Source organism: Neobacillus ginsengisoli (genome assembly GCF_030813055.1).
This window is the reverse complement of the sequence record NZ_JAUSTW010000004.1, coordinates 1-14,751: the sequence shown is the minus strand read 5'-3', so window position 1 is coordinate 14,751 and position 14,751 is coordinate 1. Positions and strand designations below refer to the sequence as shown.

Below are 14,751 nucleotides of genomic sequence, written 5' to 3'. Positions count from 1 at the left end.
GATATACAAAATTTTATGCAGGCTGCTGGAACTGTCAGTCCCGTTAAACGCTGCTATGACGAGGCTGTATTAAAACGTGCATACACAAGAAAAACGGCAAGGGGAGAAAACCTTTGCCGTTTCTGTCTTTTTAGGAGACATGAACTGAGATGTTATGTTAACTTCACATGTATACCATATACATCCAAAAAAGACGCAACAAATCGCCTCTCCCAAATGGTACAATTAGGAAAAAAGGGAGCGTATTTTGTTGAAAGAGAACCCAGAATATAGAGGACATTGGAGAAGGTTTATTATTTTTACATGTATCGTTGGTTTAATTGTTGGTATTTTTTCAGTTGTTTCTGATAACTTACCGTATTTGGGCGAGGGTGTAACAGTTCTTGAATTCGTCATTTCGTATGTAGCTGCAATGATTAATTCCTTACCAGTTTGGTTTATACTCGCTATGCTTGTTGGCTATATATTTGCAAAGGATATTAAGAACGCTGTATTACTTGGTGCCATTTATACAATCACTGCCATTACATTCTATTTCGTGATTGGACATTTTTATGAAGATGTACCACCAGTAACGATATCGTTTAAAGAACAGGCAATCATTTATACGACCTGGTACGGGGCATCAACTATCGGTGGTGCCCTTGGTGGAAGTGTGGGATTTTTAATAAAAAAAACACCGTATGTATTACTAAGTTTACTTGTAGGGTTAATCTTGCAGTTATTTGTAAATGGGGCAAGCAGTTGGAGGGATATTGTTGGTATTTCGCAAAATGTTACCTTTTGTTTGATGATAGTAAGTATTGTTATTTATTTAGTGGTTGTAAGATTTAAAAAGACAAGAAGAACGGATGTAGTCATGTAACTTCCGATAACCGTATTTTATGTAAACTATAAATAAATATTTATAAAAGCACGTCCTATATTTCATCCTTTTTAGTCTACATGGGGTACCACCAGGTAAAGAAAACGAATGTAACATAATAGAGGTTTTGTTACATTGGATGAACTTCAGATTTCCTTCTTGCAATGGGTTAAAATATAGTACACAAAAAATTATTGACAGGCTTTGTTTGCTAATATAATTAATTCATCGATATTTTTAATGGGCCGACTTTCCTCTTAATAAAGGATTGTCGGCTTTTTGCTAGAGAATACCTTGGTGTATCTAACATATCATAGCTTGTTTACAGTTTAGTTAATGAAAGATAACAGTTTGAAAACAGAGACTTAAACTAAAAAAATTACCTATAAGCACTTATTGTAATCTAACAGAACAAACGAGAGATTACGGCAAAATGGGGAACCCTTATTGTTGCACCAGCCCTAATTTACTTCAGCCTAGGAAGGTTTTTAACAATACGAAACGATGAAACAAGGTTATCAATATATAGTTTCTATTAGTGTATAGATTATTTCTATAATTCTCCACCTGGTATAAGAATTACAATATAGTAAAGTACTCAAAAAACTATTTGTAAAAATTTAATTATAAAGTGGTGAAGAAAATGCAAAAAGTAGTTGGGATTATTGGTGGAATGGGCCCATTAGCAACTGTTGATCTAATGAATAAAATTATTTTTTATACACCTGCAAAGAAGGACCAGGATCATATCCATATTATCGTGGACAATTATTCACAAATACCTGATCGAACAACAGCTATTTTGGGAAAAGGTACAGATCCTGCCCCATTTATTATACAATCAGCACAAAGACTAGAAAATGCTGGTGCGGATTTTCTGGCAATTGCATGCAATACTGCTCACTTTTACTTTAAATCAATAAAAAATTCCGTTAGTATCCCAATTCTACATATGCCTTTAGAAACAGCTCGCTATTTACATGAAAATAATCTTAGAAGAGTAGGTTTGTTAGCTACTGATGGAACAATAAATACAGGACTGTATCAACATAGTTGTCAAGCCAATGATATTAATGTCATAGAACCTGATATACAAATGCAAAAAGAAGTGATGGAAGGAATATATGCTATTAAAGGGAGTGATTTAGAGAAAGGGCGTTTATATCTTTCAAAAGTAGCTAATAAATTAATAAATAGAGGGGCGGAAGCTATAATAGCAGGTTGTACAGAGATTCCTCTTGTACTTAAATCATCCCAAGATATTTGTGTCATTGACCCAACAGAAATTTTAGCTAAAACCGTAATTAAAACAGCTTCTGATACTGTATCAGCAAATACAATTGGTGTAAATTAAAAAATGAAAGTAGATGTAATGAGATAGCGATATCTTTTTTCACTTTTATAAAGTTAAATTTATTGATGTGTTATAGTAGATAAACGCAAAGGTGACCCAAAATAAGGAGCAGTTCGAAATGAATATTGAAAATATTGAAGCCTTCATCTATGTTTGTCAACTAGGTAGTTTCAATAAAGCAGCAGAGGCTCTTTATTTAACTCAACCTTCTGTAACGGCACGTATTCAATCCCTTGAACGTGAAGTTAATTTAAAGCTTTTTCATCGAAATGGAAACAAAATTTCCTTAACTGAAAAGGGAGAATATTTCTTTCCACATGCACAAAAAATTCTTCAATCCTATCAGGAAGCAAAGTACGGATTACAACAAGTAACTGTACCTTATGAGCTAGTCCTTGGGAGTGTTTTGTCAATTTCCAACAACGTTCTCCCTGATATTTTGCCGGCTTTTAAATCTAAGTTTAAGGACGTTAGAATAAAAATTTTAACGGGGCATTCTAAAGACATTTTACACAAGGTCATTAACAAAGAAGTCGACTTTGGTATAATACGAACAGAAACTCACCCTCAAGTAGAATCAATTCGTCTTTACAATGATCCTATTAGCCTTTTCGTCCCTTCAAATCATTCTTTTTTAAAAGAAGAAAGAGTAACAGTAGAGGATGTAAGTAAACAGCCTCTAATCTTTTTTGATTATGGATCTATCGATTGGCTTATCATTCATCGTCTCTTTCTAAGTAATGGTGTAAATCCGAATATATATGTAGAAGTTGATCATATGGAAACGGCTAAAAATTTGGTATTGCAAGGTCTAGGCATTAGCTTTTTACCTGAGCATTGTGTAAGAAAAGAACTAGAAAATGAAGAGTTATTTCGAGTAGAAATGACTCCTCCAGTGAAAACGAATATTAGTATTGACTTTATTTATTTAAAAGGTAAACCTAAATCTGTTTTTATGGATTTTTTAAAAAATAAAATGTTTGAAAAACAATAAACCGAATGATGTGTCAATCGGATTATTGTTTTTTTATTTTAAAGACAAATTTATCGAAGTTTCTGGTGCTTCACTAGTCGTTGTGTTAACAACCTTAAGTTCAATGGGACTCCCACTTGAAGGTATGGCATTTATTGCTGGTATTGACCGCGTTTTAGATATGCTTCGTACTGCTGTGAATGTTGTTGGCAATGCATTAGCTTCCATCGTTATGTCAAAATCAGTAGGCTTATTTGATAAGGAAAAAGCGAAAAATTATTCAGAATCTATTAAACAACAAACTGTATCATAAGTAATTAAGCGGGATATAAAACGGATTAAGGGAACTCGTGAGCATTTATTTGAAGTAAACATGGGGGCAACAGCGGTTGGAACAGGATTAAATGCCGACCCGTGTTATATTAAAAAGGTTGTGAAGCACTTAGCTGAAATCAGTTTGTTACCGCTAAGGGGGGCTAATCATCTTGTTGATGCAACGCAAAACACAGATGCATATACTGAAGTTTCAGCTGCCTTAAAGGTTTGCACGCAAAGTTGTTCAGGAAGGTAATACTAATCAGATGACACTCTCAATTCCTTTCCTTATCAGTTGGATTTCAAAAGTTATGACTTTGGAGCCCGGGTGGATGTTTTGGCTACTGGTACGCCTTCGGGTAGTTGTCCAATGAAGTCAGGGGCCGTCGTATCTGTGAAAGTAGAGAATATCGGTAAGCTATGTAATTATGTAATATAGTAGATATAATTTTTTACTTAAATGCAAAGAATGGGGTGCCGTCCATTAAAGTGCCAGATTGTTGAGGAATCATGAACTGTAAACATACTGGTTAAAGATTGTTTGTGAAAAGTTACACTTAAGCGAACGGGGTGGATATAGATTTTCTCAGGATTCAAAAAAATTTATTTTCCCTTGACTCTTACGTGACGTAACGGTTTATAGTGAAGATACCGGTAAAAATTTGCGCGAAATAAGGGGATGGTTATTTTAGTTTCAGGTAAGAAGAAATGGAAGACAGGAGAACTTGCAAAGTTAACAGGTTTAACGATTCGGACCTTGCGCTATTATGACCAAATTGAACTGTTCTCACCATCAGACTATTCTGAAGCAGGATATCGCCTATATAACGTAACAGATCTTTCGCGGTTGCAGCAAATTCTTAGTTTAAAAGATTTAGGGTTAACGCTCGAGGAAATTAAATCGATCCTGGCTGACGATACGTATAACCCTATTGAAGTGGTGACTCTTCAAATAGAACGTTTAAGAGAAAATATTAGAGTTCAACAGAAGCTGTTAAAAGATTTGCAAAATGTATCTGAAATTTTGCAAACGAAAGAGACATTGACGGTTGAAGATTTTACAAATTCAATTGGAATGATGAAAAAAAGTCATGAAAATTATTTTTACGGGCGCCAAAAGAATATGGAGCGCCAATTTGACCGACTTGGCGAATTCCTTTCTAATAATCCGTCTCATCAAAAAAGGAGGAAGTGAGAATGAAAAAACACTTTGTAACACATGATACCTTTGTCATTGAAAAGGTGTATAATTACACACCTGAAGTGGTATTCGCTGCATGGGCGGACCCAGAGCTTAAAGCAAAATGGTTCACTGAGGCGGAAGAGTTTGATTTTCGAGTGGGCGGACAAGAGAAAAATCATGGTGGCCCTCCAGGAGGTCCTGTTTACACATTTAAGGCTCACTATCAGGAGATCATTCCTGACCATCGCATTGTCTATTCCTACACCATGGATCTCGATGAAACGCGGATTTCCGTTTCTGTAGCAACGGTCGAGTTTAAACAAATTGATGAAGGAACGCACCTGATTTTTACCGAGCAAGGCGCATTCCTAGACGGCCATGATACAGCAGCAGATCGTGAGCACGGGACAAATATTTTGCTGGATCAGCTTGGTGAACAGTTGAAAAATATCCAAGAGTTAATAGTATCCTCTGGGGTATCGAAGATTATTAACTCTTCTGAGCCAATCTCTGATCGTGAGATTGTCAACACACGTATCTTCAATTTGCCACGTGAAATCATTTTCAAAGCATTCAGTGACCCGAATCATTTGGTAAAATGGTGGGGACCTGAGGGCTTTACTAATACGTTTCATGAGTTCGATATGCGACCGAACGGTATTTGGCGTTTCATTATGCATGGACCCAATGGTGTAGATTATGAGAATAAATCCATCTTTTCAGAAATAATGGAACCTGAAAAGATTGTTATCCACCATCTGGAGACAATACATGAATTTTTATTAACCATTACATTTGGTGAGAAAGAAGGCAAAACCGAACTTATATGGCAAATGCTCTTCAAATCAGTTAATGAATGCGAAAAAATGAGAAGTTTTTGTTACGAAGCCAATGAACAGAACTTTGATCGACTTGAGGCGGAACTGACTAAAATGGTTAGCCGCCGGCAACACTAATTTAATTTTATTAAAATAGGCGCTAACATAGAAATTTTACTTATTCAGTAAAGGGCGCGTTTATGTAGTAACAAAAAAGCCTAATTTCTCAGCATTAAATTGAGAAATTAGGGCTTTTTAATATTGAAAATTCCTTAACGTTGTAATTCCGCATTTTCCTGACGCTACCCCTAATAGGGCTACAATTGCGGAAGATAACTTTTTATGATACATTGAATGCGAATGTACGTTTGTATTATGTGTAATGACATTCCTAAAGTACATGAACTCCCTTGGGTTCTAAGAACATATATGCGTAGTTAAAGAAGACCGATAATTAGATAAAATATTTTGATCAATTTGAACCAGAGGTTTAATCTACGGATTCACATTACTGGAATAAAGTATTTTTCTGCAGCCATGGTCATATTAATATCTATCTAGGGAGTAGGGAAGGAAGGGATCATAAGTAATGAAAAACTTCAAGAGTCAAACTAGTTCAGCTCCAATTCATTCTGAAATTAAGAAGAGTGTGCCATGGATTTATTTCGTGCTTTTTTTTGCCGTACTGAACGAATCTGTTTTTAATGTGTCCACTCCAAATATCGCTAATCAATTTAATCTGGATGCTTCTGGAGTTAGTTGGGTGGTTACCACTTTTTTTATTACCATAGGTTTGGGAATGGTGATTTTCGGAAAACTTTCTGATATTTACAGTGTCAAAAAATTAATAATAGTGGGGATCATCCTTTACAGCATTGGATCCATTTTGGGGTTTGTTTCACATGTTTGGTATTCGACAGTTATTATAGCAAGAGCACTTCAAGGGGCTGGCTGTGCGGCAATTCCTGCTTTGGTTTTTGTTATGGTGGCAAGATTTTTTACAGCAGAAGAAAGAGGGAAAATGTTTGGAATGATCACATCGATAGTATCTTTTGCGATTGGCATCGGACCGGTACTAGGTGGTTATATCGCAGGATCGTTGCACTGGTCCTTTTTGTTTCTCATTCCACTCCCTATCCTTGCTGCTATCCCATTTTTTCAAAAATATTTGCCAAAAGAACAACGCAAGAAAGGTTCACTTGATATCATGGGAGCAGTTCTGTTAGGTATATTTGTGACAATGCTGGTTTTGTATTCGACAGAATCGCAATGGCTATATTTACTGGTAACCTTAATCGCACTAGTCTTATTTATTTTCCACATTCGACGTGTGAAGGAACCTTTTGTAGAACCTAATCTTTTCGCAAATTCGCTATACCGAAACGGTATTATTATTGGTTTTCTTATCTTTGGAACAGTGATGTCTGTCATGTTTGTGATTCCTCTTATGTTCCATAATATATACGGATTAAACACTGAAACGATAGGACTTATTATGTTTCCTGGAGCTTTTAGTGCGGTAATATTCGGAAGAGTCGCTGGTAATATGACGGTCAAACGAGGAAGTCATTTTGTTATGTATCTGGGGCTCGGTTTAATTGCGATTAGTCTACTGCTCCAATCTTCATATATTGGACTCTGGGTGTGGTTTATCGGGGCTGCTCTGGTATTGATGTATATCGGATTTTCATTCATGCAGACAGCACTGGCAGAAAGTATCACACAAGTGCTGCCTGAAAAACAAATAGGTGTTGGTATGGGCTTTTTTAATATGATGTCGACATTATCTGGCGCGGTAGTGACAGCTTTAGTTGCAAAATCGATTCAGAAAAAGCTGTTTGCATTCAAACTGCATCCATTGCTATCAAACGGGAGTGCATATGTGTATGGAAATCTTATTCTGATTTTAAGCTTAGTCGTTTTATCCAGCATACTGCTTTACTTCTTAACTTTCGGTAAAAAGGCAGGCCAGCATGCCAATGAAACGGTTTGATTCAAATACTAATACATCTTTTATCTGCGATAGTGTGTACGATTTAAGAATAGTATTTTATTTTTGTTCAACAAACGGGCGCAAGAATTGAACAACGATGGACTGTTTCAGCAGTCCATTTTTCTTGGTCTTTAAACAGTTAAAGGGCAGTTTAAGAAAATGTTAAATTTATAGTTAGGTGTTGGTAATGGAGAGTTTAAGACAAAACGATGTACTTGAAGCGATAATTTGTCCCTCTAAAAGTGATATAAGGTTAAGGTGGCATAATGCAAAACGTGTATTGGCATCCTTGCATTTAGCAGATGTAAAAGGATTAAGGTCGAAAAACAAAACGGAAACGAGTCCTTACGAATATGCAATTCTCAACATGGCGTGAGCGACCACAATTCCAACTCGTTTTCTTCCTTTTCGTGAGGCTGTACGCGCCTATACAGTTCACCAAGGTAGTTTTTAGATGCTCCAACTGAATGAGCTGCTTCTGTTAATGCGGATTTTAAATACTTGTTCCCTTTTTTTGTTTTGGATGATTTCCTTTTACCTGCGCTTTCATTATGTCCTGGTACTAATGCTGCCCAAGAACATAAATGTGAAGAACTAGGAAACTGTTTTTTAATATTTGTTCCGAATTCAGCTAGGATTTGCTCAGCCATCCGTGTGGCAATGCCAGAAATTGAATCGAGCCGTTCTATATCTTCTTGATAGGAACTTACTCTTTGGGCTACCTCTTAATCTAACATCTCGATTTGTTCACTTAGGAAATCAATGTGCGTTAAAATAGTTTTTAACATTAATCGTTGATGGGGGTTTACATACCCTTTAAGAGCGATCTCAAGTTCATCTTTTTCTCGAATCCACTCTGCATCTTTGACATCTGTTTTACGACCTGGGAGTGCTTTCATATGTTAGTTTTTCAGTGAATATACAGGACGCCTAATTTTGACATAATAAGAAGGTTTTTTCTAGATACTATCGAGAAATCATCCCTTATAATTAATAGAGGAAAGAAAATAGGAGAGAAATAAAAATGATTATACGAAGGCTGAATAAGAATCAATCCAGCTTCGTCTTGCTTGTGTCTTTCTCTGCATTAGTTGTATTATTCACTTACTGTTATTGGGACAATGATATTCCTTATTTTCAACGGGATCCATTTGTAAAAGTTAAAAAATATACTTCGCTTATTCATAATGAATTAGCAAAGTACCATCTTGAAAAATACACCCCAGTTCTCATTGCTTTAATGCAGCAAGAAAGTCATGGTAAAGGTGGAGACCCCATGCAATCATCTGAATCGATAGGATTACCTCCGAATTCGATAAAAGATCCAAATGAAAGTATCCAAATAGGAGTAAAACATTTTCGAAAAGTCCTTACTTACGGTCAGGAAAAACAGGTGGATTTCGCGACCATTATTCAAGCTTATAATATGGGAATTGGTTACATTAATTATGTAGCAGAACATGGAGGAAAACATAGAGAGGAATTAGCCAAAGATTTTTCCCTATTACAAGTTCAAAAGCACCCTAAGATATATACTTGTAAAAAAAGTCTTTTTAAATCGCGGTATCCATATTGTTATGGTGATTACTCTTATAGTGAAAAGGTGGCTAAAAATATAAATTCATTGACTGCTAGTAATAAATAAAATGTAAAAAGAGCCGGAAATTATTTTATTCGGCTTTATTTATGTATTTTTTTATTAATTCAAGATACTGTCTATTCAATTTTTGTGTTATATGAGGGCATGAAACAATTTAAAGTATCCCTAGATAATTAAAAAAAGTATTACGAAAATATGAGCAAAAATTCAAAAAACTATTAACCTTTAAAACTTAAAATGTATGATGACAAGAAAGAGTCAATGTCTGCTATTAAAGCTGGCAGAAATTCCCACTTTCATTTTTGATAAACAACAAAATCCATTAATAACCAAATTTATAACATTGCTTCCAATGGTTATAGAATTTGTTAGGAAATATAAAATAATAGAAAAAATTAAAGAGAAAAGGAAAAGTATTCGTTTTGAAACTTTTTGTTTTTATTTACTTAAAATTTAGAAATATAAATATAATCGAAATACTCTTGTAGAATGGCTAGTTTCGTTTAAAATTAAATTGTGACAACCTGTGGAGGAATAGACATGAAAACACAATTAGCCATTTGGGCAGGGAAGACAGCAGGAACATTGAGTCAAATTATGGGTTATGGAGGGAGTACCATCCCTGGGGTTGTGGCAAGGAAATTGGATGGTAAGTTTTTGCGCCATTTAAGAAAAAATGCCAGATCAATCATCTATATTACGGGAACCAATGGAAAAACGACTACCGCGAATTTGATTACTCATCTACTAGAATCTTCTGGAAAAACGGTTATAGCCAACCGCGAGGGCTCTAATATGGTTACTGGGATTTCTGCAACTATGGTTCGCAATGCTCCTATTATTGGATGGATGATGAATGATGTGGCAGTTTTGGAAGTAGATGAAGCAAGCCTTCCTAAAGCTGTGTTGGAGTGCCCGCCTGATTATCTGATTTTGACCAATTTTTTTCGAGATCAGTTGGACAGGTACGGAGAAATTGACATTTTAATTCAAAAAATGAAAGATTGTCTGAAATCCATTAATGTTAAGCTCATTTTGAACGCGGATGACCCGTTTGTTCATCGGTTTTCTGACCTTCGAAAAGAGATGATATATGTCGGATTAAGTGCCAATGCTTGCAGATTTCATTCATATAATATGGGAGAATCGAAATATTGCCCAAATTGCCAGAGAGAGCTCTCATACAGCTATATACATTTTGGCCAGTTGGGACATTATTATTGCAGCTGCGGGTTTCAACGCCCTCAGCCTACCATTTCTGCAGAAAAGGTTTTTCAAGGCAAAAAAGGGATTCACCTCATTTTAGATGGGGAGAAATATCCCACTACCCTAATGGGAAAGTATAATGCATATAACGCCATATTCGCCATCAGTGTGTGTAAAGCTTTGGGAATGGAATCAAAAGCAATCCGGAAAGGGTTAATGTCCTATCAAAAAGCAGATGGAAGAATGCAGGAATTTTCCATCGGTAATGAAACATGGAAACTCAATCTTGTGAAGAATCCTGCTGGAGGGAACGTTACGCTTGCAGAATTTTTTCAATCAAAAGAAAAGAAACAACTGATTTTTTGCTTAAACGACCTTCTTGCTGATGGGGAAGACATTTCGTGGATCTGGGATATCGACATGGAATTGGCGAACCAAGAAGAGGTAGAGGTGTTTATTGCAAGCGGTAAAAGAGCATATGATGTTGCGCTTAGATTGAAATATGCCGGTATTGATGAAAAAAAAATTATCATTTTGACAAACTTGAAACAAGCAGTTCTTTATGCCAAACGGATGGGATTTCCTGCTTATATCATGGCTACGTATACATGTCTTTCACCTTTAGTTACCACTCTTACGGGGGAAGAAGAAATGCTAAAAAAAGGAGATGGGTATTTTGGAACATTTACTATACCATTTTTGCCCAGACACTTTAAACCTTTACGGGGACAGAGGAAATATTATTTGCTTAAAGAAGCGGTGCGAATGGAGGGGAATCTCTCTTCATATCGAAGAAATCAAGAACCCTGATGATGCGAGAAAGACTGGCAGTGACTTATTTATGATTGGCGGCGGCAGCGATCGGGAACAATCCATAGTCACATCAAGACTTGCCCCCCTTGTTAAGGAAATCAGGGCGTGGATAGAGGATGGGGTCTCTGCCCTTACCATCTGTGGAGGGTATCAATTTTTAGGGGATTATTATGAAATGAAAAATGGAGAAAAATTAAAAGGAATGGGTATTCTGCCTTTTTACACAAAGGCAGGTGAAGATAGACTCATGACCAACCTTTTAGTAGAGTCCAAACAATTTGGGAAAGTGGTTGGATTTGAGAATCATGGGGGAAAAACTTACCATCATTTTGAGACAATTGGAAAAGTCATTAATGGATATGGAAATAATGAAGAAAGCGGAGAAGAGGGTCTTCATTACCATCACCTAATTGGGACATATCTTCATGGTCCCATTCTACCTAAAAATCCCAAAATTGCCGATTACTTAATTGAAAAGGCGTTTGAACGAAAGACTGGGAGAAAACTTGAACCTCTCGATGATGAAATGGAGAACAAAGAAACCAGACCGTTTGGGAGAGATTTCTGCACACTAAACGGAAAAAATATAAAAATGAAGCGTGAAGACAAAATTTCATGATTATTTGGTAAAGGAGCTAACCTTAAAGGGAAACTGCTCGACATGATGCCAGATTGCACCCAGAATTCTGCCCCTCCGTAGTTAATATCCCAACACATAACTGTCCAGTTATGATTGTAACCCGCTGTCAACGAAGAGATTCTGTCGTTCCAATATGAGCCCACCCAGCTAATATTACTGGAAGATCCGAAGTAATTTCCTCCATAGTTAGCATCTTCATAAAAATACGAATTATAGTAAACGGCTTGGGGTGTAATCGTATTACTTATAGTGTCCGTTTTACGCGCAGTAACAGCACTCTGCAAATAAGCATTTAAGCGGTCTTGACTTGTAAACCCATAGACTACTCCCTCTGCCTTTGCTGCGTCATCGAAAACAAACCGGGTTACCTTCTTAACATGCAGATCGTCTTGTGTATATTTAACACCATTAATCATAACGGGCAAGTCTTTTAATTGGACCATACTATGTGTTGAAGGCGTTTGTTTTGAAACTGAGGTTGGTGTCGTAGCAGCAAAAGCAGTAATAGGAATCATCAAAACAAAAATCAGTAATGCGCTAACTATTTTCTTCAAGAAAATCCCTCCTAGATAAAGATTCGTAACATTGGATCTCCCAACAGTCCCTCCTAATAACTGTATCTATTGTCTTCTGTTACAAACCTATAGTAACGATTTCATTTATTGCCTAACAAGTTACAAAATTACCGTTTTATGTAATTTATTTATCTTTAGATTTGATTTTTGTGGGAATAGCTCGACGAAATGAGGCATATTGTCCTGACAAACTACAACCTTTGACACCATTGGAAGCGTAATAACTAACAGAATCGTAGAACATTACCCGTTTCCTTTAAAAAGGTGTCATAACTTATACTCGAAAGTGAAGGGGAAAGGAAAGAATCCGCGCAATTTCAAAAAAAGGTCAGTCTAAAAGTTGTAATTTTTAAACTGACTCAATTTTTCAAGAGAGCTGTCGGTACGATTACTTAAGAATACATAAGGACTCATTTTTGACAGACTTCAAGCTCTCCCAATAACGAGTTTACATAAAAAATCGTTTTAACTATATATTTTACCAATTTTTAGTAGTATAATATGAATGATTTTGTTAACGAGAGGGGAGAAAAAGATGAATCAACTTGTATTCAAGCAATTTGAAATGACAAGAGAATACTTCATCAAGACTGTAGAGTCCGTTTCTAAGGAACAAAGTGATGTGCAGCCAGATGGTTTTAATAACACAATTCATTGGCATACAGGTCACGTTTTGACAATTACTGAACAAACTATGTTTGGTTTCCCTAATGTAACAACTCACCTTCCTACGAATTATTTGGAATTATTCGGAAATGGTACAAAACCAGCTGATTGGACAGAGAATATACCTGCTATGGATCAGCTTATTGTACAGTTGAAAGATCAATTAACTCGTTTAAAACAAATTCCTACTGAACAGCTAGATCAAAATTTGGATACACCATTCCTAGGGTGTAAGACTGTTGGAGAGCTTGCAGGTTTAACATTAAATCATGAAGCAGCTCATATGGGGCAAATTCAGGCAATGAAGCGTATGATTGAACATGTAAGTGTTAAAAACTGAATTTAACAAAGTGTTATATTTCTAGCGTCTGCCTGTGTATTTATTTCACAGGTGGATTTTTTATGTAACAAAATCTATATTATGTTACTTTCATTTTCTCTAAAATACTGAAAAAGGACTAGAAATCTACTTTTGATTTCTAGTCCTAAAATTTGATACGTATTCACTTATTTAATTTTGTTCATTTTTATCAAACGGATTGAAAAATGAATTAATAAATTGCAAAGTATGTATCAATTCCATCAGCAATTGCTTTTGCTAATGTATTTTGATAAGAATCTGTAATTAATTTTTGACGTTCGCTTGAATTGTTAATAAAACCAATCTCTGTTAAAGTTGCAGGCATAGCTGATTCTCGTAAGACTGAAAAATCTTCCCCAACAGTTCCACGATCATTCGCACCTGAATAGGCAACCATTTTTTCCTGAATTATGTTTGCAAGTTTCACACTCTTTGCAATTCTATCCGGGTTAGTAGCCATACCAGCATTGATTTTTGGAGGGTCCGCTGGATCATTTTGATAGAAGTAAGACTCAATGCCATTAGCAGAAGTTTCTCCTGTTCCTAAAGCGTTAGTATGAATACTAACGAAAATATCTGCATGTAAATCATTCGCCATTTGAGAACGATCCAGCAATGGTACGAAGGTATCATCAGTACGAGACATATAGACTGTATAGCCACGGTTTACTAATAATGATTGAACTTTTTTCGCAACAGCCAAATTCAAGTCTTTTTCTTTATAACCACCAGCCATTGCACCTGGGTCAGACCCACCATGTCCCGGGTCTAAAAATACTGTTCCTTGTTGCTTGAACGTTACAGTACATCCAGGCAATGTTGTGACATGGCCGTTTGTTCCAGTTTCCCTGATCGTAACAGTATGTTGTCCAACATTAAATTTGGTTGTGTCGAGAGTAAAATGAAAGCCTGCATTCCCGTTATTGAAGACAGGAAAAGCTTTTTGGACATCCGGTCTCGCATCTCCATAGGACGCCTGACCTGCAACAGTACCATCCACCAATACATCAATATTTGCTACTCCGCTCGCATCCAAAAACCAGCCCGACACATTTTTGGTCCCATTCAGGGTTGTGCCAGAAACCGGATTGTCCACAAACCCTTTGACATTTGCAATCATAACAGTACTTCCAGGCAATGTAGTAACATGGCCGTTCGTTCCAGTTTCCCTGATCGCAACAATATGTTGTCCATCACTAAATTTGGTTGTGTCGAGAGCAAAATGAAAGCCTGCGTTCCCGTTGTTGAATTCAGGAAAAGCTTTTTGGACATCCGTTCTGGCATCTCCATAGGACGCCTGACCTGCCACAGCCCCGTCCACCAATACATCAATATTTGCTACTCCGCTCGCATCCAAAAACCAACCCGACACGTTTTTGGTCCCATTCA

Annotated in this window: 14 protein-coding genes and 3 pseudogenes; 14 read left to right on the top strand and 3 right to left on the bottom strand. The window is 36.4% G+C overall.

Features of this window, described 5'->3' with window-relative positions:
• The first annotated feature begins 250 nt into the window (after positions 1-250).
• From J2S10_RS12550 to J2S10_RS12510, 10 genes and pseudogenes are all read left to right on the top strand, one after another.
• Positions 251-865 (top strand): hypothetical protein, encoded by a 615-nt coding sequence (locus J2S10_RS12550; RefSeq protein WP_307408177.1) that lies wholly within the window; start codon positions 251-253, stop codon positions 863-865.
• Positions 866-1,508: 643 nt separating this feature from the next.
• Complete coding sequence (gene cuyB / locus J2S10_RS12545; protein ID WP_307408175.1) at positions 1,509-2,219, top strand: cysteate racemase; 711 nt, start codon at positions 1,509-1,511, stop codon at positions 2,217-2,219.
• A gap of 118 nt (positions 2,220-2,337) precedes the next feature.
• Positions 2,338-3,213, top strand: coding sequence for a LysR family transcriptional regulator (locus J2S10_RS12540; protein ID WP_307408173.1), 876 nt, complete (start codon positions 2,338-2,340; stop codon positions 3,211-3,213).
• Between the two features lie 58 nt (positions 3,214-3,271).
• A pseudogene (locus J2S10_RS12535) lies at positions 3,272-3,505 on the top strand (cation:dicarboxylate symporter family transporter); the annotation flags it as partial.
• Positions 3,506-3,754 (top strand): annotated as a pseudogene (locus J2S10_RS12530) (lyase family protein); the annotation flags it as partial.
• A gap of 19 nt (positions 3,755-3,773) precedes the next feature.
• On the top strand, positions 3,774-3,881 hold the full coding sequence (locus J2S10_RS12525) for a hypothetical protein (protein ID WP_307408171.1): 108 nt from the start codon (positions 3,774-3,776) through the stop codon (positions 3,879-3,881).
• Positions 3,878-3,946, top strand: coding sequence for a hypothetical protein (locus J2S10_RS27435; RefSeq protein WP_370876213.1), 69 nt, complete (start codon positions 3,878-3,880; stop codon positions 3,944-3,946). Before J2S10_RS12525 ends, J2S10_RS27435 begins: the two co-directional genes overlap by 4 nt.
• Positions 3,947-4,186: 240 nt before the next feature.
• Complete coding sequence (locus J2S10_RS12520) at positions 4,187-4,702, top strand: MerR family transcriptional regulator (RefSeq protein WP_307408169.1); 516 nt, start codon at positions 4,187-4,189, stop codon at positions 4,700-4,702.
• A 2-nt stretch (positions 4,703-4,704) separates the two neighbouring features.
• Positions 4,705-5,646: an SRPBCC family protein gene (locus J2S10_RS12515; RefSeq protein WP_307408167.1), complete on the top strand. Its 942-nt coding sequence runs from the start codon at positions 4,705-4,707 to the stop codon at positions 5,644-5,646.
• A gap of 451 nt (positions 5,647-6,097) precedes the next feature.
• Positions 6,098-7,501 carry an MFS transporter gene (locus J2S10_RS12510; RefSeq protein WP_307408165.1) on the top strand — a complete coding sequence of 468 codons (1,404 nt, stop codon included), beginning with the start codon at positions 6,098-6,100 and terminating at the stop codon, positions 7,499-7,501.
• Between the two features lie 362 nt (positions 7,502-7,863).
• Here J2S10_RS12510 and J2S10_RS12505 read toward each other — a convergent pair whose 3' ends face one another.
• Together J2S10_RS12505 and J2S10_RS12500 are read right to left on the bottom strand one after the other, a co-directional pair.
• Positions 7,864-8,151, bottom strand: a complete 288-nt coding sequence (locus J2S10_RS12505) for an IS110 family transposase (RefSeq protein WP_307408163.1) — start codon at positions 8,149-8,151, stop codon at positions 7,864-7,866.
• Between the two features lie 75 nt (positions 8,152-8,226).
• A complete protein-coding gene (locus J2S10_RS12500; protein WP_307408161.1) occupies positions 8,227-8,400 on the bottom strand; it encodes a hypothetical protein in 174 nt (57 codons plus the stop codon).
• Positions 8,401-8,525: 125 nt separating this feature from the next.
• Between J2S10_RS12500 and J2S10_RS12495 the strand changes: the two genes are divergently transcribed.
• The 4 genes and pseudogenes from J2S10_RS12495 (at position 8,526) to J2S10_RS12480 (ending at position 13,341) form a co-directional block, all read left to right on the top strand.
• On the top strand, positions 8,526-9,146 hold the full coding sequence (locus J2S10_RS12495; RefSeq protein ID WP_307408159.1) for a lysozyme family protein: 621 nt from the start codon (positions 8,526-8,528) through the stop codon (positions 9,144-9,146).
• Positions 9,147-9,641: 495 nt separating this feature from the next.
• Positions 9,642-10,910: pseudogene (locus J2S10_RS12490) on the top strand (MurT ligase domain-containing protein); the annotation flags it as partial.
• 64 nt (positions 10,911-10,974) lie between these two features.
• On the top strand, positions 10,975-11,739 hold the full coding sequence (locus tag J2S10_RS12485; protein WP_307408157.1) for a type 1 glutamine amidotransferase: 765 nt from the start codon (positions 10,975-10,977) through the stop codon (positions 11,737-11,739).
• Between the two features lie 1,131 nt (positions 11,740-12,870).
• Positions 12,871-13,341 carry a DinB family protein gene (locus J2S10_RS12480; RefSeq protein ID WP_307408155.1) on the top strand — a complete coding sequence of 157 codons (471 nt, stop codon included), beginning with the start codon at positions 12,871-12,873 and terminating at the stop codon, positions 13,339-13,341.
• Between the two features lie 211 nt (positions 13,342-13,552).
• Here J2S10_RS12480 and J2S10_RS12475 read toward each other — a convergent pair.
• Positions 13,553-14,751, bottom strand: a 1,199-nt coding sequence (locus tag J2S10_RS12475; protein WP_307408153.1) for an N-acetylmuramoyl-L-alanine amidase, incomplete at its 5' end; no start/stop codon positions are given.

Excerpts from the sequence above, each read along its gene's own strand:
- J2S10_RS12515 (WP_307408167.1), top strand. The coding sequence starts at position 4,705 with ATGAAAAAACACTTTGTAACACATGATACCTTTGTCATTGAAAAGGTG.
- J2S10_RS12495 (WP_307408159.1), top strand. The coding sequence starts at position 8,526 with ATGATTATACGAAGGCTGAATAAGAATCAATCCAGCTTCGTCTTGCTT.
- J2S10_RS12520 (WP_307408169.1), top strand. The coding sequence starts at position 4,187 with ATGGTTATTTTAGTTTCAGGTAAGAAGAAATGGAAGACAGGAGAACTT.
- J2S10_RS12485 (WP_307408157.1), top strand. The coding sequence starts at position 10,975 with ATGGGTATTTTGGAACATTTACTATACCATTTTTGCCCAGACACTTTA.
- J2S10_RS12505 (WP_307408163.1), bottom strand. The coding sequence starts at position 8,151 with ATGGCTGAGCAAATCCTAGCTGAATTCGGAACAAATATTAAAAAACAG.
- J2S10_RS12480 (WP_307408155.1), top strand. The coding sequence starts at position 12,871 with ATGAATCAACTTGTATTCAAGCAATTTGAAATGACAAGAGAATACTTC.
- J2S10_RS12500 (WP_307408161.1), bottom strand. The coding sequence starts at position 8,400 with ATGAAAGCACTCCCAGGTCGTAAAACAGATGTCAAAGATGCAGAGTGG.
- cuyB (WP_307408175.1), top strand. The coding sequence starts at position 1,509 with ATGCAAAAAGTAGTTGGGATTATTGGTGGAATGGGCCCATTAGCAACT.
- J2S10_RS12510 (WP_307408165.1), top strand. The coding sequence starts at position 6,098 with ATGAAAAACTTCAAGAGTCAAACTAGTTCAGCTCCAATTCATTCTGAA.
- J2S10_RS12525 (WP_307408171.1), top strand. The coding sequence starts at position 3,774 with ATGACACTCTCAATTCCTTTCCTTATCAGTTGGATTTCAAAAGTTATG.
- J2S10_RS12540 (WP_307408173.1), top strand. The coding sequence starts at position 2,338 with ATGAATATTGAAAATATTGAAGCCTTCATCTATGTTTGTCAACTAGGT.